The following is a 26131-nucleotide window of genomic DNA, read 5'->3' as shown; positions in this document are numbered from 1 at the left end:
ACAAAGGACAAGTGACAAAAAACAAATGACTAATGACAAAAGACAAGTGACATAGACGCCCTCCGGGCGGCTTCCCGTAGGGTAGGACAAATGACAAAGGACTATTGACTATTTTCTACTTTTGCTACTTCCAGCATGGTCTTCAACACAGAATCAGGATTGAGACTGATAGAGTCAATGCCTTGTTCTACTAAAAACTGGGCAAATTCTGGGTAATCGCTGGGTGCTTGCCCGCAAATACCAATCTTGCGGTTGTGTTTTTTCGCAGCGGCGATCGCCATTTTCACCATTCGTTTTACTCCCTGACTGCGCTCGTCAAATAAGCGCGCCACTAACGCTGAATCTCTGTCTAATCCGAGCGTTAGCTGAGTAAGGTCATTAGAACCTATCGAAAAACCGTCAAAAATCTCAGCAAACTCTTCAGCCATTATGACATTGTTGGGTAACTCACACATCACATAAACTTGCAAGTCTTTCCCTGGCTTTGCCTGGGAACGACCCTGTTGAAGACCATTTTTTGCCATTTCTGCCAACACTAACCGTCCCTCATCGGGAGTGCGACAGAATGGAATCATTGGGATGATGTTTGTTAAACCCATCTCGTCTCTAACTCGCTTAATAGCTTGACACTCTAAGGCGAAACCTTCGCGATACCCTTCATCATAATAACGCGCTGCCCCCCGCCAACCCAGCATTGGGTTTTCTTCTTTGGGTTCAAACTGTCTTCCCCCTAGCAAATTCGCATATTCATTACTCTTAAAATCTGACATCCTGACAATTACTGGCTTAGGATAAAATGCCGCAGCAATTCTACCTATACCTTGAGCCAATTTATCAACAAAATACTGAGGTTTGTCCTCATATAGTGCGGTAATTTCCGCGATTTTTTCCTTAACAAATTCGTCCTCTATCTGGTCATATTGAATCAATGCCATCGGATGGGTTTGGATATGATTGGCAATGATAAACTCTGTCCGCGCCAAACCTACTCCGTCGTTAGGAATACTAGATAGACTAAAAGCTTCTTGGGGATTACCCACATTCATCAAAATTTGCGTGCGGGTACGGGGCAAATTTTCCAAAGCCACTTCTTCAACTTCAAAAGGCAACAATCCTGGATAAACCCGTCCCTCTTCTCCTTCCGCACAAGAAACCGTCACTTCTTGACCAGTTTTCAGAATTTCGGTAGCATTACCGCACCCCACAATTGCAGGTACGCCCAATTCTCGGGCAATAATAGCAGCGTGACAAGTGCGTCCACCAGAGTTTGTAATAATCGCACTCGCTTTTTTCATAATTGGTTCCCAGTCGGGATCGGTTCTATCCGTTACCAATACTTCCCCTGGTTGGAATTGATCGATCTTGCTGACATCTAAAATTACTCGCACTCTACCTTGACTTATTGCGGAACCAACAGCACGTCCGGTGACGAGGGACACGGGGACACGGGGACGCGAAGACGCGGAGACATTTTCCCTCTGCGCGTCTTTCCCCAAAAGGCGATAACTCCGCAGCACATTCTGTGTTTTCTGAGATTGCACTGTTTCTGGACGCGCTTGTACGACAAACAATTCATTGGTGATGCCGTCTTTTGCCCACTCGATGTCCATCGGGGTGTATACACCGCTAACTTGGGAATAATGGTCTTCAATTAAGCAAGCCCATCGCGCTAGTTGTAAAATTTCGTCATCGGTGATGGCAAATTTGTTTTTTTCTTCTGGATCAACTGGTACGTTTTTAGTAAATTTAGAGCCGTCATCATAGACCATTTTTAATTCTTTACTACCCAATTTTTTATCAATAATCGGACGAAATCCTGTTTTTAAAGTTGGTTTAAAAACATAATATTCATCTGGATTAACGGTTCCTTGGACAACGTTTTCTCCTAAGCCATAGGCGGCTGTAATTAATGCTGCATCTTTAAAACCTGTTTCCGTTTCGATAGTGAACATTACCCCAGAAGATGCTAAGTCAGAACGCACCATTTTCTGTACACCCACGGCAAGGGCAATGCTAAAGTGGTCAAATCCTTTGATATGGCGATAAGAGATAGCGCGATCTGTAAATAGGGAAGCAAAGCATTTGTGACAAGCTGCTAAAACTCCCTCGGTTGTAGTAACGTTCAGGTAAGTTTCCTGTTGTCCGGCAAAGCTAGCATCTGGTAAATCTTCGGCGGTAGCGCTGGAACGAACTGCCACATCTGTATCTGCATTGTATCGCTTGCACAGATCTGCGTAGGCTTGAGCGATCGCATCTCGCAATTCTGGTGGAAATGGCGTGTGTATTAGTAGCGATCGCGCTTTCTTACCTCGTTCGCGTAAATTTTTGACATTATCAACATCTAAGTCAGACAATAGTTTCCGTAGTTTTTCTTCTAATCCAGCTGATTGGATGAAATAACGATAAGCATAAGCAGTGGTAGCGAACCCAATTGGCACGTTTATACCTTTGGGTACTAGCCGCTGAATCATTTCCCCTAAGGATGCGTTTTTACCACCAACCACAGGTATATCATCTATGCCTACTTCATCTAACCAGAGGACGAGCGATCGTTCTTCGGAGGTTCGACTATAAGTTTCTTTAATTACTGTAGCCATCCGTATTTCCTCCAGATTAAATTATCTGCATGTCAAGCAAGGACGGGCAATAGAACTAGTGCATCTGAAATTGCCAGTCTCTTTGTTGACTAACTCCTATATTTCGTAATTTACTTCATATTTTTTTTGGGATCACTATGTCGAAAGTTGGAGAGTAAGTTTTAAATGCTTTAATTAAGCAAAAAGCGACAAATTAGACTAAAAAATATATAAAATCTAGAATTTGCTCTAGTAATCGCAGGTATAATTTTGTCTTTATCTCATAAATGGTATTTTTCATACAATCTAAATCTGCATTTAACAATTCCGAAATAATCTCTGTTAGTGCTGGATCTATATGAATGGCCTTTTATGCTTGAGCTAAAGGGGTAGAGTATGTTTGAACGCTTCACAGAAAAATCTATCAAAGTTGTTATGCTAGCCCAGGAAGAAGCACGCCGACTGGGGCATAATTTTGTAGGTACAGAACAGCTGCTGTTGGGATTAATTGGCGAAGAAGATGGAATTGCTGCCCAAGTATTAAAATCAATGGGAATTAATCTCCAACAAGCTCGGATAGAAGTAGAACAAATCATTGGTAGGGGTTCAGATTCGGTATCTGTAGAAATCCCCTTTACTCCGCGTGGTAAGAAGGTTTTAGAATATGCTTTTGAAGAAACTCGTCAGTTTAGACACAAATACATAGATACAGAACATTTACTGTTGGGTTTGATTCGACTAAATGAAGGAGTAGCTATCAGAGTTTTGGAAAGTTTTGGCATTAATTTTGATAATTTACGCAACGAAGTTATCCGCAAAATTGGTGAAAATATCTATGAGGTTGAGGAAGGCGAATTTGAGGAATATGAATGGGATGAATAAGCTGAAAATCTAAAAAGGAACAGTTGCAGAATTATCAGTTACAAATACGTTAGTTACAGATTGTAACCAGCTATTGCCAAAGATAGCTAAAGTTTTTGATTTATGATAAACATTTAAGCTGTTGATAGTTGTTGGTTGAGAAATGTTTGGTATCACAAACAACAACTAACAACTAACAACAACTCATAAGTGTTAAACAATATGAATAATCAAGATAATAATCTTAAATTCCCTAAAGGACGTACAGCATTTATTATTATCCACGGCGTTGGTGAACAAACGCCTTTTGAAACAGTGGATTATTTTGCCCAGAACTTAATTAAATATTTTGAGGAACAGAATTTACCAGTTAAGCTAGAACACTTGATTGCAAAGCGAAGATTAGTAACTGGCTACCCTTGGACAGAAAGCTTTGTACGCTTGAGTTCCAATAACATAAAACAAGATGAGTTTATAGATATTCACGAATATTATTGGGCAGCGAATACAGAAAATAAGATTAGTGTACCAGAAATATTGCAGTGGGCTGAACAAACACTAGAAGGAACTATTCAATTTTATAACCGTAAAGAAAATCAATCTAAATTAGATGAGCTATTGAAAGAAAAGAATTGGAACAGCTTTTTTAAATACCGCTTGCGCTGGCTGACGATATTTTTGCGCTTATTTAACTTTATATATCCTGGCTTGCGATTGATTGTTTGCCTGCTGCTGTTGTTGCTAAGTCCATTTCTGCAAGGTCGATTTCTGCAACCAGCTTGGAAATTAAGTAGAAAACTTGTGACTCCATTACTGGTGAATTTTGTTGGTGATGTTGCTATTTACACTACAACTAATGTAAAATCTCCTTACTATAAAATTCGCCAACAAATACTGACGGAATCTTTAACATTGCTCAAAGCAATTCTGAGGGATCAACAAGCGAATTATGACCAAGTAATACTAGCTGGACATTCTCTTGGTAGCTGTATTGCCTATGACACTTTAAACCTTTTGTGTATAGAGGCTAGTCTTTCTAAGGATAAAGGTAAAAGTCTGCTCGTTGATAAAATTACAGGGTTCATTACCTTCGCTTCTCCACTAGATAAAATTGCTTTTTTCTTCAGGGAAATGGCACAGCAACATCAGTACATTCGACAGCGAATATTAGAATATCTAAATTCCTTCCGTGTTAGACAGTTATATATTCGGGAAAATCGATATTTGAATACTAACCCGGTGGAATGTCAACTAGAACAAATCCGCTGGGTTAATTATTATCATCTGCAAGACCCAATCAGCGGTCATTTGGATTATTACGAAAAATTAGATAATGTTCTGATGGATTACCAAACATCATGGGGGGGAAATGCACATTTAGGTTATTGGACAGATCCAAATTTTTACAAAGACATTGCCAACCGCTTTCTATTAACCACAGATGATTTTTGAAAGTTGCTAGGGGCGGGTTTAACTAGATATTTCGTTTTGTAATTTCACTAAGATTATGGCTAAACTAGCCCATACAGTATTTGATGGTTGGTTGACATCAAGCAACAAACAATCAACAACTAACAACTGTGAAGTCTCATGTTAAGAAAAGGTTATTAAGTGACAGATATAATCCTTATCGCTCAGAATTTATTTGTTACTTGAGTCTGGGGGACTAAAGACTAATGGCTGAAGCCATTGGTAAACTACCCAATAACACTTGATTATTTGCGATCGCTAAAGCTATTGACGGAGGGAAAATCATGGGTAAGTACGATAAGATTTTTAGTTCAGAAAAGATATCAGAAGAATCACTGAGTCAGGAAGAAGCGATCGCAGCGATCGCTGTTGTCACTGCAATTGCTAGTTCTTCCCTAGAAGATGTGGATATAGACCTCTTAGCGGATATCCTGTGGGGATTCGACATTTTTGAGCAATACTCAGATGATGAATTGCTAGAAATTGTCGATAAACTCATCGCTATTGCTGAAGATGAGGGAGTCGGAACACTGTTTAATACAGCTTACGAAACCATAGATGATGAGTTAGTTCCGGATGCTTTTGCTGCGGGAGTGAGTGTACTTGTAGACGAAGAAGAACTCCGTATTCCCAGAGGTAAAACGACTTTGCTCAAAAAGCTACAAGAGGCTTTGGAAATTGAGGATGAAGAAGCCAAGGAGATTATAGACGAAGTCATTGCCGCCTTTGAAGAAGCAGAAGAAGAATATGCAGACGACGAAGATGATACTTTACCAGAGCAAATATCTAGCCTAGAAGTATACGAATCACCTTCCGGTATTTTTACTGTTCCAGTCCCTGTCAACCTCCAGCAGGGCGGTAGAATAGACACGCAAGAAGGAGCAGTCAGTTTTTCTGATGATTTAGGCACTTTTTTCAGAATCGATTATAATTCTCTCCCTCCTCAACAAATGGATGACCTTGAGTCTGTGGGACAGGAAGAATATTTGCGATCCATTCTTTTAAACAAATATGTGCCTAGTGCGATCGCAGCTAATCTACCAGATGCTTCTGTAGACTACACTGAATATCTGCCAAACACATTAGAAGGCGCTTACTTTGCATTAGTAAACATGCCTGAAGGCTCAACAATTCCCAAAGCCGGAAATAACGGTACTGCTGCTAAGTGTGATGCGTACCGAGGACTTTTAGCATTTATCTCTGGAGACTTTTTGTATATAGTTAGCAACCAGCGTAGCTTTTTTGATGGTGAAACCCCCGGTAGTGTTAAACAAGAAGCCGAGGGTCTTAAACAGAAGATTATCGGTTTTGTGGATACTATCGAGTTCACTTAGCTTTAAAGGCGATATCAACCAAAAAGCAAAAGAGGGAGCTTGCCTCCCTCCTCAAACAAGAGAATAATTTAGTAGCAGATAGCCAAAGCCAAAAACTACACGCGTGGTGGCAAGAAGGCCATGGGGTTGACTGCGCCTTTGCCAGATGGATGAATTTCAAAGTGGCTATGGGGGCCAGTGCTGAAGCCAGTGTTACCCATTTCAGCAATGATCTCACCTTGCTCTACTTGTTGACCTACCCGCACCAAAATCTTGCTGTTATGAGCATAGCGAGTCAGGCTGCCATCAGGATGGCGGATGTCTACAACGTTGCCATAGCCACCTCTGTTCCAACCTGCTTTTTCAACCACGCCAGCAGATGAGGCATTAATAGGTGTACCAATGCCGTTGGCAATATCAATCCCTTTGTGCATGCGTCCCCAGCGCCTGCCATAGCCAGAAGTGAGGACACCTTTAGCTGGCCAAATATAACCTTTGGCTGTAGGTGTAATTTCCTCAATCGGTCTGGGCAGATATGTATCAACTGCTGCCAAAGGTGGTAATTCCGGAGAAACCTTGGTTCCTCGTCTTATACCAAGAGATTGAAAGGCATCTGTATTTGTAGAAGGTGTTGAAAACTTAGTGTTGCGATTGGGAAGGAATTCTGGATTAACTGGTTCGTTATTCGGTTTAGTAGCGCGGAAGCTAGGCTTAATTGGCTGAGCGCTGTCATCAAATCCCTTTGGCTGCGGAACGGGAATCGGCACAGCTGCTGCATTAGCTTTAGTAACTGAGATTGGAATTGCTCCATTACTCGGTTCAGAAACTGGAATTGGCACGGCAGCACTGTTATTGGTATCCTCTGCCACAACTGTGTTACCAGACTGCTGAGCGCGGTATTTTGCCCGTAATTTCTCGATTTCCGCTTGTAAGCTACGCAGACGTGGATTGCTGCTGTTTTTACTGCTTTTTACTTTGGCAGCATCCTGTTTTTTAGCTAACTGTATTTCTGTAATAGCTGTTGGAATTGGAGTATCACCACCCATCCCGTAGGTGCTGTCAGCATTGAGGATTGGTTGGGGATTAGCAGTAGCTGCTGAGTCAGTGGAAGTTGACTCTGTATTAACCTGAGTTTGATTGTTTGCAGGCAATGCCCCAATCTCAGGAATGCTGTTATCGGCAATGATTGAATTGGTGCTAGTATTGGCTACCTTAGTGACACCGCTCAATTCAAAAGCTGTAGAGTTAACCGCCATCGGTGCTTTAGTTGCACTGCTACTGCCTTCTGCTGCGGGAATAATCAGTGTTTGATTTATTTGCAGTTGATTGGGATTGGTAAGATGATTGGCCTTGACTAGTTCAGCAACTGAAGTATCATTGGCCTTCGCGATCGCTGCTAACGTATCTCCAGGCTTAACCTCATAGTTAGCGGTCGTTGATGTTACAGCTGGCGTTGCTGGTGTCGGCATCACAACTGGCGTTGCTGGTGTCGGCGTTACAGCTGGCGTTGTTACTGGTATATTTACTATATTTCTTTGCTTTAACCTTGACACGAGGCTAGCTTTACTACCATCGCTGCTAATTTCCGACTGCTGTGTATTCTGTGGCGTTGTTGCAACCACAGCTATCGGTTGAGTCTCGTGTGTGGTAGTTTTTGATAATTCTTCGGTCTCTTCAGATTTTAATTCCGCCAGACTTGCTCTGAGGCGGTTCGATTTTCGCTGTAAGTTGTAGAGCGCAAATTCTTGCTGCGCCTTCAGTTGAGCATTAACTTCACTGCTAATACCTGCATCTTCTTGCGGCTGAGCAGCAACAGATATAGCCTGAGTGCTAGCAATTTCATTAGTAGTAGAGAGTTTTTGTACAGTCTCCAGCTGCTCTCTAGCTGTTTGCGTATTCGCATTTGCTGAAGAAATGCTGAGTTTGTTTACTGCCTGCGGCTTGGTTGGTACTACAACTGGTGCATTAGCTGGCAAAGACATTCTATTTGCTACAGCCTGCCATTTTGCGCTAAGCCCTGGCACCTGTGAAACTGCCGTTGGCTCCAACAAAATAGCATTTTCAGATCGGTTCACCGATGACGCGGCTGTCTCGGACTCCGAATTAATTTTTTTAGGAGCAAGTTTCATTTCCGCATCGCCAGCAGGAATTGTTGAGGCTGTGTTTTGGTTGCCTACAGGTTCCGCTGCAAGAGCTTGATCGCTTTGTCGAGTCACCAAAAGGCTGGTCGCTCCCATTGAGATTGCCAAGCCAATCATGGCAGCTTTTGTTGGTACCCGGCGGTGAATCCGTGGATTAACTGCGTTCTGCTGTTCCACGGGTACATCCTCACTTTGGGTGTTTTCTAGCACAGCCTTCTCTCTCTTTTTTAATGCTCGTTTCAAAGACGACCTCCTATGATCACTAGCGCTTAATTGACCTCAAAGTTTAGGTCGGATACTAGTCAATGATTTAGATCACATCAAACAATAGATCAAGATCACACTCACCAGAGATGCTTAGGCAAGATTAACCTGCTTCTGTGATTTAGACAAGTTCACAATTTTTAAATTTAGTAAAAAATTAATTTTTATGTTGACTCGTCTATCCACTTTTCATAACCTACGCTGTCTTAGTTTTTACATTTGTCCAAGTTTGACAAACATTTCACATTTCACCATCTGCTGGAGCTTCTAGAAGAGTGATATCTCTTTTCTAGATATCTTCAAGAGTTATCTACTCAATCCGTCTTCCCAACACGAGACTTCACGTTAAGTTGATTATTCCCCAAAAAACAACCGTGTAAACTCCTGGACACTTTTGCGCTCCTAAAAATTATTTAACAGCTGAAAAAGTAGCTTAAATGGTTGTTATGACAGACTTTCACGTTTTTTGTTCCCCGTAGCGAAAAATTTTTGATTCACGAAAATCTATCGTTGGATTGGGCCATACCTTGGTTTGGTATATATAAATTTCTTATAAGATTTTACCCTATTTAGTAAGTATTATTGACTACTTTTTGTCAAAAATTTAAAAAACAAGTATATTTTTTAACTTTTCATGAAGAAGGGAATAAGCAATGGAGGGTAAGGGGGAAAGGTTAAAGGGAAAGGGTTTTCATTCCCTTTTTCCCTTGCCCTTTACCCTTTCCCCAGACTTCTGCAAGAAGTCTAATGCAGATAACCCAACTGGCGGCGTGCCTCAAACAAGCCGACTGCCACACTCACTGAAAGATTCAAGCTGCGAACCTTGGGTTGATTCATCGGAATGTAAAGAGTAGCATCACAAGCTGCGAGAACCGCAGGTGGCAAACCAGTAGTTTCACTGCCAAACAACAGCCAATCATCAGCTTGAAATTGAAAGCTAGCATAGTTATGACTGCCAGCAACACTAAAACCCAACCACCTGCCTCCACGCTGCTGATGTAAGGCTTTAAATGCTTCTAAAGATTCGTGGTAGTGCAGTTTTACATAAGGCCAGTAATCTAAGCCAGCTCTTTTGAGATAGCGATCGCTAATTTCAAACCCCAAAGGTGCAATCAAATGTAATTCTGTATCCGTTGCAGCACAAGTACGAGCAATATTACCTGTATTGGGGGGTATGAGTGGGTTTACTAAAACTACCTGAGGCATTTTTGAGCGGCTTACGTACTATCTTCAGAAACAATATATAAGTTTTCTTAAATCTATCTACTGATAGAGGGTTTTGATAGCTTTTGTTAATATACATACATCACGCTATCAAGATTGATTAGAAATTTAAAACAATGGATAAATTCTCTCAGAAGTTTATCTGAGAGACTGAATGAGTGATTTCAGAAAATATTAATTTTTATTTCTAAAGGTAGACGACAACCTTCCTCGCACAATTTAACAGTTTTCCAAAGATTGGGGGTGAGGTGTTAAGCCACTAGGGGAGAACACAACTTATCTTCTAGTTCGATTTCACGCTCCCGTGTGGCACGAATCGCCTGGATAATAGTGCTGCGAGTACTGAAACCAACAGCGTGTAGTTGTAACCATTGTTGGGCTTCGTTGCCTTCACGCAGAATTTTTTGTAAAGGCGAAAGGAAACAGCCAAAGCCTTGTTGCTTGGCCAGCGCCCAAACTTCTTGATAGAGTTCCGCGATCCAATCTCTGGCGGTAATGGTTCTACCATCTTGCCAATGCAACAGTTGGGCATCAAGACTAGAAGTAGCCGCTGCAATTTCATTGGCAGCAGTCAAGGAGATCAGTTCTTCAGCAGAGAAAGTACTTTGGGTTAAGGGATCGAGGTCGGGATTTTCTATTAGTTGCAAAATACGTGCCTCTAGCAAAGCAGCAATCGCTAGCAAGGCAATGGGATCTGTGACTAAATCGCAAATTCGCAATTCCAAGCGATTTAAATCGTAGGGACGGCGATCGCCATTTGGTCGTACCGATGCCCACAAATGACGAACATTTTGCATGGTTCCTGCTGCCAGTTGTTCTTCCACCCATTGGATATGGTGGGCGTGACTTGTAAACAATGGCACGTGGGCAGGTGTATGCGGGAATACACGCCAACGGGTGGAATGATAGCCGGTGGCTTTGCCATCCAGGAAGGGAGAAGAGGCGCTGAGAGCAAGAAACAACGGTGCTTCCAGTCGTATCAATCGACATGCCCGCATTAACAATTCGGGGTCGCTGATCCCAATATTGATATGAACGCTAGCAGTGACTACTTTAGTGCCGTAGGTTTGTTCTATATAGTCATGATAAGGGTTTGTAGGATCGGAGCGAAAAAAGCGATCGCTACCACCCAAAGACAGGGTACTACCTGGAATCAGGGTATAATTGCCCAATTGCTGAAGATATTCTCGCAGTTTTAGCCGGGGACGCAGTATGGCACACAATAACTGGTCGTAATTATGGCTTGGCGAAGTAATATATTCTACATTTCTGCTGTCTGGTTCCCGCACGTATCCATCAATAGATGCGGTAATCTTGTCGGAGAGACCGACGATTTCACCACTAGGTGTACCAGTGTACATCTCTATCTCAAAGCCTTTCAGTAGCACCTTAATTTTTTCTCCTCGGCTCTCCTTATTTTTAAATTGTATCGAAGGAGACGATTTTCTGCATTTATCCCTGGGCGGAGTCCAGGGTCAAGAGTCAAGAGTCAAAAGCCCAGAGTCAAGGGTCTGGAATTTAGATTCTAATGGTCAAAGCTGAAAATGTTGATAAATTGACGATAAATGCCAGTGTCGGTTAAAGCTAATTTTCCCAGGCGATCGCTTTATAAAGCAATACGGTTCAGTCTGTAGAGACGCGAAATTTCGCGTCTCTACTTTTAAGGGTTTATTTTTGCCTTCGCTTTTGGGGTCGTCTTGTGGTGGTTTGGGATGCAGTATATTTAGCTATAAATTTCTCAGGCGTGTCCAGAGGTGGTTGGCTAATAGCCAGACGCAGGAACTCTTGCCAGACTTCATCGCTGAGTAAGTTTAAAGCAGCCTGAAAATTGTTAGTGGCGATCGCGCCTATCACTTGACGCCATCCCTGTCGCAATGACTCTATAAAAGCTTCTTCATCTGAAACCTGACTCAGCAACGAAAGTGCGGTTTTAAAACTTACTGAATCGTCTGGTACATTTTTCGATTTCAGCCCCTGAAGTACCACATTCAACCACACTGGTAGAATTCCTAGCCATTCTTCCTTCTGTAGAGTTACCTCGCACTCAAAGGTGATAGTTTCGTTTGACAATTCACACAATGCTTGCAAAGATATTTTGCCTTCTGATTGCAGCGCTTCTAGCAAGTTTGATGCTGACTCTAAAATTTGCTTTCTACTTCTTAATTGCAGGCTTAATTTATCTTCAAGTACATTGTATATCACAAAAAGTGATATTTTTTTCCAAATTATTTTAGTTGGAGCTATGACCCTACAAGAAATGACAAATTTTCCATCTTTTGGTACATGAAGTCCTAAACCTGAAGCCTGAATACTTTGTTGTATTTCCTCAAGCGATAAGGAAGAAATATCAGCAATTGTATTATCAGTATTTATAAAATCTGCCAAGTCAGGCAGGTTTACTGGTACATCGTTTAAGGGTTCAGAATGAAAACTAAGCTTTTCACCTAAAGGGTCTGCAATAGCATAAATTTGTAGAGACTCTGGGGGTTGCGGTACAGACCCTTTCTCATAGAATAAACGCCCTTCAGGAGTAACTGTAATTAGCGATGTCACATCCAAAGTTTGTAACGTCTGAAGAGTTGCGATCGCACTTCGCACGAATACAGGATCAAGCCCAAGTACAGATGCTAATTCATCAGCTTTTGGCGGAGGATCAAGTTCTATACCTGCACGAATGATAAACTCTTCGAGTACATTGAATGGTCGTGGTTCCTTGATAGTTACTTCTACAGAAGTTTGACGCAAACTATAGCGGAATTCACGCGCTGTTAAAACCATTAAACCAGGGCTTTGCGCTTCAATTTCGTCTACCAAATTCTTGAGACTATCATCAATAGGTTTAGCAGAAGACCCGAGAAACATCAACTAAACCTCCATGACGACGTACAATGTTTGAAACCTGTGAGTACATACTTCCAACTTTGCCTGGTTGATAGGTAAATAAATCGTGACAACCCACAATTATCAGTAGTTCTTGAGCGCGGGAAAAAGCAACATTAACCCGTTCTGGTTTTTTGGCAAATCCTACATCTCCCTTACTATTGTTGCGAACCATACTAACAATCACAACAGGTCTTTCCATACCTTGAAATCGGTCAACAGTACCAGTACGAATTTGCAACGAAGGGAAAAGTTCAGATTGCAGGCGCTCATCAATTTTTCTGAGTTGAGCACCATAAAATGTAATCACAGCAATTTCTTTTTTCGGTTCACCATTAGCAACTCTAGAAGCCCAAACACTCTCGAACTGCTGACACAGTAATTCAATCACATCAATTTCCCGGATATTAAAGAATGAAGTTCCTTCACGTTGCTCTTGAAACTCGTTTTCTTCTGGTATCTTTACCCAGATAATATGTTGTTCTTGTTGAATTATTTTACCTGCTAGACCATGTGCGCGTTTTGTATCAGGCTCTAAAATACCACATTCTAATTTACCTTCATAAAACTGATTGATTGCTCCCATAATAAAGGGATGCATTCGATATTGCGTAGTTAGCATCTGCTTGATGCTTTCATCAGCAGCTTCAAACTGACTTTTGAATAAAGATTCTTCTAAGAATTGCAATTCTGCTTTTGTACTGCTCATTGATTGAGCAACTTCTTCTAAAGTGCTAGTATCCAGCATAGGTGGTAATTGGCGATGATCGCCTACCATGACTAACTTTTTGCCTTTCAAAGCCGGGATTAATAACTCTGGTGGAGTACACTTACTAACTTCATCGATAATGACGACATCAAAGGATTTGAATTCTTGGGAAAAATTGTAATTTGCAGCTTGAACACAAGTGATACCAACGACGTTGGCATTATCTAGGTAAATTTGCCTTAAATCGTTGCGATCGCGCTCGGATGGATTGCATAATTTTCCAATCCAATCTTGAATAAAATGCTGATATCGATTGAGATAATTTTCTTCTTTTTGGAGTTGCTTTTGCCAAGAATTAAACTTAGTTTTAATGCTGTGTAAAAATTCCAGATTAAACAAATCACTAAAATAAACTTCTGGCTTAAAACTATCGGGTATTGCTTGCCATTGTATCTCCCACCAATTTCTTTCAGCTACTAATTTTTCTGATGGTATTGGCTGTAATTGTTGCTCTAATTCACGTAGTTTTCTTTGTGATTCTTCTAGTGTTTGTATAGAAATTTTAGTTTCTTCTTCTAGTCTTGGGAGATGTTCATTTAAAGAGTTTTTAATAATCTTCAGTACAGCAAAAGGCTCTAATGATGAAATTAAGCTTTCCAACTGAGCTATACAGCTTGCACAAGCATGTAATTGTGTTGAGAATTCTTGGTGCTTCTCCCAAATATTTGATTGCTTGGTGAGATATTGTTCAGCTATAATTCGTAATTTAGCAGGTACATTTTGCTGTTGGTTAAGTTCTTGCAAAGTATTGATAACCTGTTCAAGTTTCAAATTAGCATCTTGTCTTGCTTTTTCTACTTGGGATTGCGCGGTGGATATTTGCTGTTGGGTAATGTCATTTTTCTGAAGTTCATTTAATTGGTTTTGCAAATGCTTAAGCTGTTGTTCGGCTTCTGTTTTGACTTGGATAACACATTTACGTGCATTTGCGAGGATGGAATCTAGTAATTCTTGTGTAATACGGGTGAGCGTAGCATCAATATTATTTGGTTGCCATGCTGCACCATACATCTGTTGCATTCTACCCAAAAAAAACTGGGTATTCTCAACCAGCAATTTTCGCTGATTTGGGGTGAGTAGTTGATAATTATTAAACTGTTGATAGATTTGCTGCCATTGGGTGCGATCGCTCTTTGATAGCACTATTGGAATCTGACTTAAATTTTGCTGTAAAAAATAACTAAAATTATACTGTTTACCTTTTCGGTCAATAAATCTCCCTTCCACTTCATAAGCCATTGCCTTCGCCAATGGCTCCCAATCTGGCAGTTCAATTTTATAGTTTTTGGGCACAAGCGGTAATTTTAATGTATTAGCAAACATCAACAAACCTAGCGGTAAATCCACTAACTCGTCTGTTAATTCTAGACCAGTTTGCTGACAATTATTTAAGATTTGATACAGATTATCATATGCTGTATATTTCCACTCTTTAACTGCTTCGATAATATAATCAATTTCGCGTTGGCGATTTTCCCAAATCTGGATTGTTTGCTGTAGATTTTGTTGCTTGCTAAGGAATTGCTGATAATTTGTTTGTAGCTGATTCAAATAGTTAGAATTCTGTCTGAACATCTGCACCAATGTCGCAACCTCTGGCATGACGATCGCCGCTTCCTGAGCATAATTGAGTGCTGTTCTAAATTCAGAAATTTTCGTTGCTACAGTTTCACGCAACCAAACAGCCAATCCAAATGCACCAAGCGCAGGGCGAGTCAAGCCAAGTTCATGAGTATAGTTGATAGCTGTACGAACATTTTCCAAAAATTTTTTTACTAAAATATTGCCTTCTGTATAGATCTGAAGACGTGACAATAAATTTTTAAATTCTGGGTTTTCCCAGTTTACGTTTGGTGCAGTATCGAGCAGATTCTCTAATCCTGCAATTAAGGAGTCCACCTCAGTTTTGTTAGCTAAGGCTTCCTTGTAAGCTGTTTCTTGATTTTTACAGTTTGCCTCTAAGTTTGCCTTGGCATTTTTTAATTCATTTTGTTTCTGATTGAATTCTTCTTCTTCTTTCAAGTACGCTTTGAATCGTTGTGATGATGCCAGCAATTGACGTAAAACTCTTACATTGTTGAGCCTTTCGGCAAGACTGGTTTCACAGTCAATAGCTGTATTTTGCAGCCATGTGCCAATCACTTGGTCTTCCAAAAATGGCTGTCCTTCCTCCCCAACTTTCTCGGGTCGTCCTTTTCGCACAGCTCGAATCACAGGGTTGTGAACTAATCGACTGAGGGCGTTATCAACTGCTAAGTTCGCTTGAGAAGCAATGAGAGTGCGTCCACCCCGAAGGGCAACTTGATAACAAATCTCGGCAATCACAGTAGTTTTGCCTGTACCTGGTGGCCCTTGGATGAGAACTAAATCCTCAGCAGCAAGTACCGTTTCCACTGCTGCTTTCTGACCAGGATTAGCCGAGGATAACAACAAATCCTCTGGTTGCAGTTTGACAGTTTTTTTGATATGTCGTGCCTGGGAAGCGTCGAATAAGAAGTTGCCCAAGTAGGGATTTTGGGTACGTCCTTGCTTTAACTGTTCCAAGGCTTCTTTTTTGCGCTGAATTTGTTTGAGGTCTCCAGCTGCCTCGAAAAACAAGAATCCGGCTGTTGGTAGTTGATAACGTTTTGCCGCTATGTAATCAGTTAAGTCGCGTTCTAGCCTGACGCCGATGATGCAACGCTTGGGGTCAACTTCTTCAATAGACCCTAGTTCGCGACCGTTATGACCGTTTTTTCCTGTGGGAGCAGTCTCGAACAACTTCAATTCTTCGTTTTTTGCCCGTTTTACCCGTTCCCAGAAGTTTTCTACATCCAAGGAATTTTGATTAAAGCCGTCAAGTGTGGCTGAGGCTACATCAATCTCAAAGGTAAGCCGCCTTGTACCAAATTTATAGTTATGACTCAAAAAACGCACACAAAACTGACGTGCCCTAGCAATATTTTCCTCAACCTGCAAAAATGCTTTCCAAGCTTTGAGCTGATCTTCTGTAGGTACGTGATTGCCGCAGACTGGCATGGCTGCTATCCGTGCTAACGCCCCTGGCGGAATACCAATATGATGCTCATGGTTAGGTAGCAAACGCAAGCAACAAGCTACAGCATAGCCATCGGCGTGTCCCCGTGAGGGTTGTAGCAACTGAGTGGACAGTATTTTTAAACCGCCATATCCATCTTTTTTTACAGCTGCTCTGAATCTTAACGTTTTTCCTAGCTTCTCCAATCTTCGGGGTAATTGAAAATCATCTCGGTCTGTTGCTATGATCAATTCCCAAATTTCTTCTGTTGGCTCTTTTCCAGTTCCCTGACGGCGAACATAAAATAAGCGAGGCTTCTGACCAACACATTCATAAATTAACTCGTTGGCGCATTCTCGCCGCTCCCAAAATTCAACATATGATTCAAGGGCAACGTTACCTTCAAGATTGCGGATCAAACTATCTATGGCCGAACCTACGAAAATATAGCCCCAATCTTCGGAGTTTGTTTTAATGTTCAAGGAATTTGCTTGTAAATAAATGACTATTTAGACAGTACCGTATCAAAGTCGCAACTGCCGATACACCTGACTAGCAGCGCGATGCACCAAAGAATGACGATAAACCAATCCATTTAGGTCATCAGCATAACCGCCACCGATAACGCAGGCAACAGGGAAGCCAGCTGCAACGCAGGTACTCAAAACCTGCATTTCCCGACGGTAAATGCCAGTGTCGGTTAAAGCTAATTTTCCCAGGCGATCGCCTACATGAGGATCGACACCTGCATCGTAAAAAACTAAATCAGGCTTGATATCCGATAACAAATCTGGTAGATATTCTGCCAAAGTTTGCAGATAGGCATCATCTTCCATCCCAACTGGGAGGGAGACATCCAAATCGCTTTTTTGCTTATTACCCGGGAAATTGACCTCACAAGGTGAAAACACTATCATCGCCTTGGAAGATGAAAGCAGTGCCATCTCCTTGATGAACATCCAAATCTACAATGAGAATTTTCTGAGCAAGCCCGAGTTTTTGCAAGACGCGGGAAGCAACAGCTAAATCGTTAAAAATACAAAAACCAGAACCATAACTAGGAAAGGCGTGATGCGTACCGCCAGCAGTATTGCAAGCTAAACCGTGACTTAATGCCAACTTGGCTGTGAGTATCGTACCACCGACCGCTACACAGGTACGGTTTACTAGTGCTGGACTCCAAGGCAAGCCAATACGCCGCTGTGCTTTTGGCTCCAGGGTTCCTTCACAGTAAGCTTGAACGTATTCTGGAGTATGAACTAACTCTATTAACTCATTTGATGGACGTTGGGGGAGATGAAATTGCTGAGGATGCGCCACGCCATCAGCTAACAGCAGTTCATAGAGTTGGCAAAATTTGGGCATCGGGAAGCGATGACCTTCAGGCAATGGGGCCACGTAATCTGGATGGTAAACCAGCGGTAAGTCCATTTTTTGCTATTAGCGACTTCTTAAGTCATGCGGTATTGTAAAACCTGTATAAATCTAAATCCTAATTTACGTCTAATGTGAATTCACTCTTGGTTGGTAATGGGAGAGAAAACTACTTCTTCCCCAATCACCGTTATATAAACTAAACTGTTTAGTTTCTCCCTGGTCGCAGCAACAGTCACACTACCCCGAGCTAAGAGACTTCCACCCAATCATCAAAATTGGAATGAGGATTTGCTGGCACTGCTGTACTCCGAGCAATCAAAACGTAAACAGCAGCAGCGTGGTATTAGTTGGCGATCTCAACGTTGCCGCCTCGTCGCAACGAGTTCTAAAATCTGGAATCCAGACTTAGTAACAATTTTGATGGAAAATTAATCAATGTTAACATAATAGTCATGAAACTTTGACTTTTGTGAAGTATTTGCTCTGCCAGTTTTTGGCGTTAACTGTTTTAGCCTAGTTTATGAATTTTTAGCATCCAGACCTGTAGGGCGGAAAGTGAATTAGGAGATTTTAAATCCATGCCAAACCGCAAAAAGCAGATTGAGCACCTACCTCATGCTGAAGTAGCCGATCGCACGATTCGCCTCAAGCAGCATAAACACCTGTTTGCCTTACTTTCGATTGCTGCTGGTTTAATTTTTCTTCAGGGATACATGATCGCTCCCCTGATTCCGCGTTTGGCTGAAGTGTTTAACGTTCCAGTTCAGGAAATTGGATTTATTGTTCCAGCCTACATGTTATCCTACGCGCTGATGGCATTGTTTTACGGCGTGCTGTCAGATCGATTCGGACGGTGGTCTATAATTCGCATCTCGCTGACAATTTTTGTTATCTGTACAGCGTTGACCGCAACGGCTCAGGCGGCTTCGCAAATGGCGGCTTGGCGACTGCTGACAGGAATTGGAGCTAGTGGAGTTATTCCACTCACCTTTGCATTGATTGGCGATTTATTCCCATTTGAGCAACGAGGCAGCAAGCTAGGACTGGTGTTTGCAGCTATGGAAGGAGGAATGGCGGCGGGTTCTGCGGGTGGCGCTATTCTTGAACCATTTTTAGGTTGGCGATCGCTGTTTCTCGGTACGGCTGTTCTTGCTGCTTTCGTACTTTGGCGGCTTCATCTTTACGGCGCTCTATTCGATACACCTAAAATAGAAAATCTACCCAGCATTCGTCAGATATTTAGGGGATACAGCCAGATATTAACTACTTTTCGAGGACAACGAACCTATGCTTATGTTTTGTGGAACGGCATTTACCACTCTGGTGTGTATACCTGGCTAGGATTGTACTTGTCGCAACGTTACAACATGGATGCCTTGAGCATTGGTTTGACCATTCTCGGCTACGGCATTCCTGGATTACTGCTGAGTTCCCTGATTGGTCGAGCCGTAGATCGTTGGGGACGACGTTGGCTAATTCCGTCAGGACTAGTTATGGCAGCCCTAGCTGGGATTGTTATGATTTTTGATATTCCTGCACATGTAACTACGATAGCGGTTCTCGTCTTGTCTTTGGGGTACGACCTTACACAACCTTTGTTTGTGGGTATCGTCACTGACTTGGGGGATGGCAATAATTTAGGTCAAACTATGGGACTGAAAGTGTTTACTCTGTTCACTGGATTTGGTGTTGGCAGCCTCATCTTTGGAGAGCTACTACACTTTGGGTTTGGGTTGTCTCTTGCCACTTTTGGCGGCATTCAGTTAATTTCTGGTTTGATAGCAATTCCACTATTTTGGCAGGAAGTCCCAGCTCGATTGCGCTCATAATAGCTTTACTGCTGACACTAGGGACAAACTAAACCGTATAGTTTAAAAATAACGCTTATGCTTACGAGAGATATTTATGTACAAAATAATGACAGCAAAAATACGGTGATAAATTAAAATACGGTGAATAAGAACTGGGTTAGGCTATTCCCCAATACCCAGTACCTAATCAATACCTCTCGGTTAAAGGGGAAAGGAAAAAGGGAAAAGGATAGAAGCGACACCCCTTACCCCTTCACCTTTTACCTTTTACCAGACACAAATGAAAATGAAACGCGCTTATCCGAGAAGTATTGAGTACCTAATAACTATTTACGACCCGGCATACGTCCGCCTTCGTCGTTACTACCGCCATGTGGACGGGAGTTACCAGGGTCACACCCTTCAGCACCATTACCAATGCCTTGGTTACAATGACGACGAGGTTCTTTGCTTTCTACCTGATTATAATTGCGCCTTTCCACTTCTGCTTCTTGGTTCATTTCCGCTTGCTGCTGCGTTTTTCTCACTGCATACTGAGAGGATATATCCACAACTTCACCAGTGCTAACTAATGCTTTATAAAGCAAAGCACATACTTCAGCTCTCGTTGCTACTTTGTCAGTATTAATGGTCTGAACATCAGGATAGTTAACAACGATACCTCGTTCTGTGAGTGCAGCGATCGCACTGCGGACATCGCTGCGAATCATCGCTGCATCAGTATAAGCTGCTAAAATCGTTTCTGTAGAACCACTGACATTGTAATTGAGTCCTTGGGCAAATCCTAGCAATGCTTCCAGGCGAGAAAGACTGTCATTGGGTTTGAACTCATCGTCATCAGCCCGTAGAAAACCCATTTGATAAGCTTCGCGGATGGCACTGTATGCCCAGAATGCTGTTGACACATCCTTGAATTTAATCGCGCTGCGAACTTTCACCTTTTCAAAAGCTTGATTAATCATCGCTGCAAATTGGGCGCGAGTTACCATTTGATCGGGACGGAAGCTACCATCGGGAAAACCTTCGATAATTTCTAACGCCGCCAACTCGGCAATAAATTCTCTCGCCCAGTGATTAGCTGGCACATCATCAAACTTCACCTGGATACCGTTGGCTACACCTACTTCTCGATAATCCATCATTAATTGAGCGATATCGTAGGTATCATCATCGCTGACTTCGGTGACTGATACCAAACTACCAGGAGTAGCTTTTAAAGCCGCTGCGAGGTTGGCGCTGGCAATATTGACCGATTGGCGAAGCAATGCAAACTCGCCTTGACGGAAGGACGCCGGATAAACACTGTTTGTAGCTACTGCTGACAAACTTTGGACTTGGAACTGATTAACTTTAACTGGTTGAGAACTGCTGAGGAAGCTGACACGCTCACCACTGAGTTGAGTAAAGTAGTCGTAGGTGGTAGAACCTGCGTCGATCGTACCGTCGGAGTTGCTGTCAAGACCGTAAACGGTGCGAACAACTTTATATTCTGTGGGGTTGGCTGGCAAAATCAGGTTTACCATTGTGTTTGCCGACATGCATTCAAATTCGCTGTAGCCGATAAAGCGGTTTTGCAAATCGTACAAGCGCACAACAATGCGATCGCCTGCTTTTAAACCCTTCACAAATTTTGCCTTGGACTTAATTTTGTATTTGTAATCGCCTAAAAAGCGTTCTTTGAGATAACCTTTGCCACGTTTAGCCTTGACGGAAACACGGGTAATTACTTCCGAATAATTACCGGATGGTTGCAGAATGGCAAGGGTGAAACCAGGTTTTTTGCTTGTGACTGCAACATTATTTGCCGCACTGATTTGGGTACTGCGTTGTTGTACAGTCATAGTCCGGCGTTGCATCGTGCTGCGACTGCTAGTTTGTTGAGTCACAGATTGTACCTTCGCCATAGTCGCGCTGACTATTTGCGTTGACTCTTCATCTAGCCTGGCTAATCTTCCAGACTCGTCAGTGCGATACACCCACATTTGTCTATTGCCAGCAACGACAACTTGCCAACCGGGTACTAAAGCCTGAGAACAAATTCCATTTCCTTTTAAACCCAAACAGCCATCAGACCAGGTTATCTTTTCTGCCTTAACGATGCGTAAAGCGGAAACTCCCATATTTGTGCGTTGGGAAATATCCTGCCAAATTGCTGTTTTGACGGGTTCTGGCAGATTTGCTTCTCTATCGTCATCATCATCGTCATCGTTATCGTCATCGTCTATGTCGTCGTCTGCCAGTAAGAGTTGTTGTTCTGTGGAATTATTCGGTTTTTGTTCAACGGTGGTAGAGACCCCAGAAACTGCTAATGCCGAAGCCATCGGCGAAACCATTGCTACACAAGCAGCAGTAAAAAATACTTTACTGAACAGAGCCGAGCTAATGTTATTTTTATATCTCATCTCACACCGTATAACTAGGTAGAATTAGATGGGTTTTAAGTTATCCCATACCTATTAATCCCTTAGCGTGGATGAAACTAACATAAAATTGATACTTTATGAATATTTATATATAGTGATTATACGCTAACCGACAATATTAATAAGCACTTTCACTTTCTTGTTGACGTATAAGCCAACGGCAATTCCTTCTTGGGTTAAATCTGCGACTATGTGAATTGCCAACTACAACCCTGCTATGCCTACAAAGATGAGCCAATCATCTCTGCTGCTTCAGCACCGATCAGGTTTCCGATTGCTACACCCATTGTTCCCATTCTGACTGCGGCAAATACTCGCCCTGAAAGCTGTCTAACAATTGGAGGATCGCTTTTTGTGGAACCTACCGCCATAATCCCGCTCCAACGCATATCTACCTGAAATTGCCTTCCTGGAAGAATTGTTTCTCGTAAAAGTTGCTCAAGCGCTGCTTGGATAATTTGACTTGTTCCCATCTTATCAGTAGTTTCACCATGAAAATCGAGATTTCGGCCACCACCAAGCATGACCCTATCTTCAACATTCCGAAAGTAGTAGTATCCTTGATCTAAATGGAATCCTCCTCTGAAGGGAACACCATCATATAAAGGTTTGGTAATCAGTACTTGTGCTCGAGCTGGAGTGACTTCCTGTGGAAGGAACCTTCTAGCAAAGCCATTGGTTGCGATCAGCAGTTTTTCTGTGCGAAAAGTTGCTTGTTTTGTATGAACTAGTACTTCATTCGCTGTCTCTTCATACGTCTCAACCTCTACTCCACCAAATATCTGAACACCTCTTTCAGTAGCCAAGGTGTAAAGGCGGCGAAAGAGCTTTCCAGTATTGAGCAACCCCTCTGTTCGGTTCTCAATGATATGTTGCACACCCTTGAAGCCAAATTCCTTAATGCGACTATCGACGCATCGATATACTTTTCGTATTCCCAAGAGAGCATTCAGGCGATCGTTATAGTGATTAAGCACTTCAAGACATTGCATGTACAACTGTTCTTCCTCGGCTCGAAATATCTCAAAACCTCCAGCTGGTTCGTAGTCAATTGTGAGAGATCCCACGGTATGGAGAAGACGTTGAAGTCCGCGTATTCTCTTCTCGACAATGGCGAATGTTTTATCCTCAGAACCCAGAAAACGGGTAGTCTCTAACAGTTCAGAGATACTCCCAAAGCACACAAACCCGGCATTTCGAGTACTAGCACCATAGGGAATAATACTGCGATCGAGAACTACTATGCGAGCATCCGGCAATTTGTTGCGAAGCTCAATCGCAGCACTTAATCCTACAATCCCGGCTCCTAGGATCGCAACGTTATTTTGATGAAATACACTCTCTCGCTCCCAATAACTCATCTCTCGCATACAGTTGTTTCCGTCTCAGAGCGTTTTTTTAGAGATTATGTTGATAACATAATATTGGGATTTTGTATTTGCATAAAATTGTAGGTTTTTAACGCAGAGTAAATGCAGAGGAACGCTAAGTCTTTCTAAAGAGAATTCGCGACGAGTAAATGAAACGCTGTACTTAGCTGTGTGAGGGGCAAATAGATAGTTGAGTTGCTATAGTTACGCTTGTATTTGTTCGCCTAGACGCTGTTCTAATATGTCTAATAAAGTATCTACATCTTTTCCAATTTGTTCAAAACAGGTTGGTGGTGCTGGTTGCGGTTCAAAATGAATTAATTTAATTTGGTCTTTCCCAATACCTATCATTACAACTTCGACTTCGGGTTGATAATGTTCTACAATTCCCAACACTTCCTGAAGTCTATTCTCGACACTACTATTTAATTTTTCGATTGCGTCTTTTGGGCAATAAACAAAGTGCGGTTTTGGTTGCAAAGCAATACCGATAGTACCCTTTCTATCTTCATTTTCTAACCACAAACCCCAAGACAGCGCTGCCAGTTCTTGCTGATGTGCTTTCACAAATTGATCTAATTGCCGACGCCATTTGTTATCTGGTGATTCTGGTTGGGTATTACCGAACATCATATCAATTTTGGATTTTAGATTTGAGATTTGGGATTGAAGGTTTCTTTGTTGTTATGAAAGAATAATCTCACCTATAGACGCAAAAGTACAAAGTATTTCTTGTGGTGCGGACATCTTGTCCGCCATTTGTTCACCTCAAACCCGACTGTACGCGCCAGAGGCTAGCATATACTCCGTTTTGCTCTAGCAATTCTTCATGGGTTCCAAATTCAACAAATTGCCCGTATTCCATGACATAGATACGATCGGCATTGCGGATGGTAGAAAGACGGTGAGCGATCGCGATCGTTGTTCTATTAACGGTAATCCGTTCTAGCGATCGCTGAATGGCTGCTTCTGTTTCATTATCCACTGCCGAGGTGGCTTCATCTAGAATTAAAATGGGTGGATTTTTTAATACGGCGCGGGCGATCGCAATTCGTTGGCGCTGTCCGCCAGATAACTTTTGCCCCCGTTCTCCAACAATTGTCTCATAACCTTGGGGCAAGCACGTAATAAATTCGTGTGCTTCAGCAATCTTAGCAGCCACAATAATTTGTTCTTCTGTGGCATCAAATGTTCCGTAGGCGATATTCTCTGCTACAGTACCATGAAATAAGAATACATCCTGACTGACCAAGCCCATGCAGCGGCGCAAATCTTGTAAATTTAACTCTTGAATATTAATACCATCCAAAGTAATTTTTCCTGATTGCACTTCGTAAAACCGTAATAAAAGTTTAACTAAAGTGCTTTTCCCAGAACCAGTAGAACCAACAATGGCAATAGTTTTGCCGGCGGGAATATCCAAAGACAGATTCTTGATTACAGCTTGTCTATCTTGATATGCAAAAGAAACATTTTGAAATTTTACTTCCCCGCGTACTTCTTCCACAGGTAAGAATAAATTTCCCGGATGTATAGCAACAGGAGTATCCAACAAATTCATGACTCGATTTGTAGAAGCCATTGCTCGTTGATATTGGTCAAAAGTTTCGCCTAATCTCGTTAACGGCCATAGCAATCGCTGAATTAAAAACACTAAAACACTATAAGTACCAGCAGAAATTTTGCCATTAACTGCTGCCAAACCACCAAAGAATAGTAATGCCGTAAATCCCACCAATATTAACATCCTAATTAAGGGAATATAGGCAGCAGAAAGTTGAATTGCTCTAGCGTTACTACGGCGATATGCATCACTTTCTTTAGCTAAGCGCGAGACTTCGTAATCTTCAGCAGTAAAACTTTTAATAGTAGTAATACCGCTTAAATTATTTGCCAAACGCGAATTAATTAACCCTACTTTTTCTCGAACATCAGCGTAGCGAGGTGCGAGTACATCTTGATAAGCAAATGTTCCCCAAAGGATAAAAGGGATAGGCAACATTGTCATCCATGCCACACCAGGAGCCAAAATAAAAAAAGCACCGCCAATAATAGCTACTGTTGTTATAACTTGGATAATGTCATTTGCTCCCTCATCTAAAAAGCGTTCCAGTTGGTTGATATCATCGCTGAGGATAGACATCAAACCACCAGTGCTGCGTTCTTCAAAATATGCTAGTTCCAAATCTTGTAAATGCTGATAAGCATCCAGACGCAGATCGTGTTGGATATTTTGCGCTAAATTGCGCCAAAATGTAGCATAAGCGTACTCAAAAAGTGATTCTAAAATCCAAATAATGACAGTCAGGAAAGAAAGAATTAAAAATTGTCCAAAAATATCTTTGACACCCAACCGTGCAATGATAGAATCTTGCTGCTTTACTACTACATCTACCGCGATGCCAATTAACCCTGATGGTGCTAAATCAAACAGCTTATTGAGGATAGAAAAAATACTTGCATGCCAAATTTTTTTACGATACTGCTGTCCGTAGTCCAACAGGCGTTTGAGGGGATGGACTGAACCCCTACGCTTTCTATGCATTTGATGAGATTTGAATACTGTAGTCACAGCCGTTTCATTTACCAGCAGTGAAGCTTCATCATCAAGCCATAGATACCTAACACAAATAAAA

Annotated in this window: 13 protein-coding genes and 2 pseudogenes; 4 read left to right on the top strand and 11 right to left on the bottom strand. The window is 41.9% G+C overall.

Translation table 11 applies throughout. The features are described from left to right. Nucleotides 1–101: 101 nt before the first annotated feature. Nucleotides 102–2597, bottom strand: coding sequence for a phosphoenolpyruvate synthase (gene ppsA, locus FIS9605_RS0129205; protein WP_026735737.1), 2496 nt, complete (start codon nt 2595–2597; stop codon nt 102–104). Nucleotides 2598–2972: 375 nt separating this feature from the next. Here ppsA and FIS9605_RS0129200 point away from each other — a divergent pair. The 3 genes and pseudogenes from FIS9605_RS0129200 to FIS9605_RS0129190 form a co-directional block, all read left to right on the top strand. Further along, a pseudogene (locus tag FIS9605_RS0129200) lies at nt 2973–3428 on the top strand (Clp protease N-terminal domain-containing protein); the annotation flags it as partial. A gap of 231 nt (nt 3429–3659) precedes the next feature. Beyond that, nucleotides 3660–4889 carry a hypothetical protein gene (locus FIS9605_RS0129195; RefSeq protein ID WP_026735735.1) on the top strand — a complete coding sequence of 410 codons (1230 nt, stop codon included), beginning with the start codon at nt 3660–3662 and terminating at the stop codon, nt 4887–4889. Between the two features lie 302 nt (nt 4890–5191). Beyond that, a complete protein-coding gene (locus FIS9605_RS0129190; RefSeq protein ID WP_026735734.1) occupies nt 5192–6241 on the top strand; it encodes a hypothetical protein in 1050 nt (349 codons plus the stop codon). Between the two features lie 95 nt (nt 6242–6336). Here the strand turns inward: FIS9605_RS0129190 and FIS9605_RS0129185 are convergent, their stop codons facing one another. From FIS9605_RS0129185 to FIS9605_RS38570, 6 genes and pseudogenes are all read right to left on the bottom strand, one after another. Further along, nucleotides 6337–8604, bottom strand: coding sequence for a peptidoglycan DD-metalloendopeptidase family protein (locus FIS9605_RS0129185; protein WP_026735733.1), 2268 nt, complete (start codon nt 8602–8604; stop codon nt 6337–6339). Nucleotides 8605–9369: 765 nt separating this feature from the next. Next, nucleotides 9370–9831: a tRNA (cytidine(34)-2'-O)-methyltransferase gene (locus FIS9605_RS0129180; protein ID WP_026735732.1), complete on the bottom strand. Its 462-nt coding sequence runs from the start codon at nt 9829–9831 to the stop codon at nt 9370–9372. Nucleotides 9832–10100: 269 nt separating this feature from the next. Beyond that, on the bottom strand, nt 10101–11237 hold the full coding sequence (gene gshA, locus FIS9605_RS0129175; RefSeq protein ID WP_072032431.1) for a glutamate--cysteine ligase: 1137 nt from the start codon (nt 11235–11237) through the stop codon (nt 10101–10103). Between the two features lie 280 nt (nt 11238–11517). After that, nucleotides 11518–12711: a hypothetical protein gene (locus FIS9605_RS0129170; RefSeq protein ID WP_026735730.1), complete on the bottom strand. Its 1194-nt coding sequence runs from the start codon at nt 12709–12711 to the stop codon at nt 11518–11520. Further along, complete coding sequence (locus FIS9605_RS0129165) at nt 12689–17023, bottom strand: AAA domain-containing protein (RefSeq protein ID WP_442854740.1); 4335 nt, start codon at nt 17021–17023, stop codon at nt 12689–12691. The genes FIS9605_RS0129170 and FIS9605_RS0129165 overlap by 23 nt, the downstream gene beginning before the upstream one ends. A 15-nt stretch (nt 17024–17038) precedes the next feature. Further along, a pseudogene (locus FIS9605_RS38570) lies at nt 17039–17945 on the bottom strand (histone deacetylase family protein). A gap of 524 nt (nt 17946–18469) precedes the next feature. Here FIS9605_RS38570 and FIS9605_RS0129155 point away from each other — a divergent pair. Beyond that, nucleotides 18470–19720, top strand: a complete 1251-nt coding sequence (locus tag FIS9605_RS0129155) for an MFS transporter (RefSeq protein WP_035140318.1) — start codon at nt 18470–18472, stop codon at nt 19718–19720. Nucleotides 19721–20028: 308 nt separating this feature from the next. Here the strand turns inward: FIS9605_RS0129155 and FIS9605_RS0129150 are convergent, their stop codons facing one another. The 4 genes from FIS9605_RS0129150 to FIS9605_RS0129135 all read right to left on the bottom strand — a co-directional run bounded on the left by FIS9605_RS0129150 (nt 20029) and on the right by FIS9605_RS0129135 (nt 26040). Next, nucleotides 20029–22104, bottom strand: a complete 2076-nt coding sequence (locus tag FIS9605_RS0129150) for an S-layer homology domain-containing protein (protein ID WP_026735727.1) — start codon at nt 22102–22104, stop codon at nt 20029–20031. A 242-nt stretch (nt 22105–22346) separates the two neighbouring features. Beyond that, on the bottom strand, nt 22347–23495 hold the full coding sequence (locus tag FIS9605_RS0129145) for an NAD(P)/FAD-dependent oxidoreductase (protein WP_026735726.1): 1149 nt from the start codon (nt 23493–23495) through the stop codon (nt 22347–22349). A gap of 204 nt (nt 23496–23699) precedes the next feature. Beyond that, nucleotides 23700–24128 carry a beta-carboxysome assembly chaperone CcmS gene (gene ccmS, locus FIS9605_RS0129140; protein WP_026735725.1) on the bottom strand — a complete coding sequence of 143 codons (429 nt, stop codon included), beginning with the start codon at nt 24126–24128 and terminating at the stop codon, nt 23700–23702. 130 nt (nt 24129–24258) lie between these two features. Beyond that, nucleotides 24259–26040, bottom strand: coding sequence for an ABC transporter ATP-binding protein (locus tag FIS9605_RS0129135; protein ID WP_026735724.1), 1782 nt, complete (start codon nt 26038–26040; stop codon nt 24259–24261). Nucleotides 26041–26131 lie beyond the last annotated feature (91 nt).

This window comes from Fischerella sp. PCC 9605, from assembly GCF_000517105.1.
GTDB lineage: Bacteria > Cyanobacteriota > Cyanobacteriia > Cyanobacteriales > Nostocaceae > PCC9605.
Note: the sequence above shows the minus strand (reverse complement) of the source record. Positions and strands in the feature narration are given on the sequence as shown.

Coding starts and splice junctions, on each gene's coding strand:
- FIS9605_RS0129195 (WP_026735735.1), top strand. CDS start 3,660: ATGAATAATCAAGATAATAATCTTAAATTCCCTAAAGGACGTACAGCA.
- FIS9605_RS0129180 (WP_026735732.1), bottom strand. CDS start 9,831: ATGCCTCAGGTAGTTTTAGTAAACCCACTCATACCCCCCAATACAGGT.
- FIS9605_RS0129150 (WP_026735727.1), bottom strand. CDS start 22,104: ATGAGATATAAAAATAACATTAGCTCGGCTCTGTTCAGTAAAGTATTT.
- FIS9605_RS0129190 (WP_026735734.1), top strand. CDS start 5,192: ATGGGTAAGTACGATAAGATTTTTAGTTCAGAAAAGATATCAGAAGAA.
- ccmS (WP_026735725.1), bottom strand. CDS start 24,128: ATGATGTTCGGTAATACCCAACCAGAATCACCAGATAACAAATGGCGT.
- FIS9605_RS0129170 (WP_026735730.1), bottom strand. CDS start 12,711: ATGTTTCTCGGGTCTTCTGCTAAACCTATTGATGATAGTCTCAAGAAT.
- FIS9605_RS0129135 (WP_026735724.1), bottom strand. CDS start 26,040: ATGCATAGAAAGCGTAGGGGTTCAGTCCATCCCCTCAAACGCCTGTTG.
- FIS9605_RS0129145 (WP_026735726.1), bottom strand. CDS start 23,495: ATGCGAGAGATGAGTTATTGGGAGCGAGAGAGTGTATTTCATCAAAAT.
- ppsA (WP_026735737.1), bottom strand. CDS start 2,597: ATGGCTACAGTAATTAAAGAAACTTATAGTCGAACCTCCGAAGAACGA.
- FIS9605_RS0129155 (WP_035140318.1), top strand. CDS start 18,470: ATGCCAAACCGCAAAAAGCAGATTGAGCACCTACCTCATGCTGAAGTA.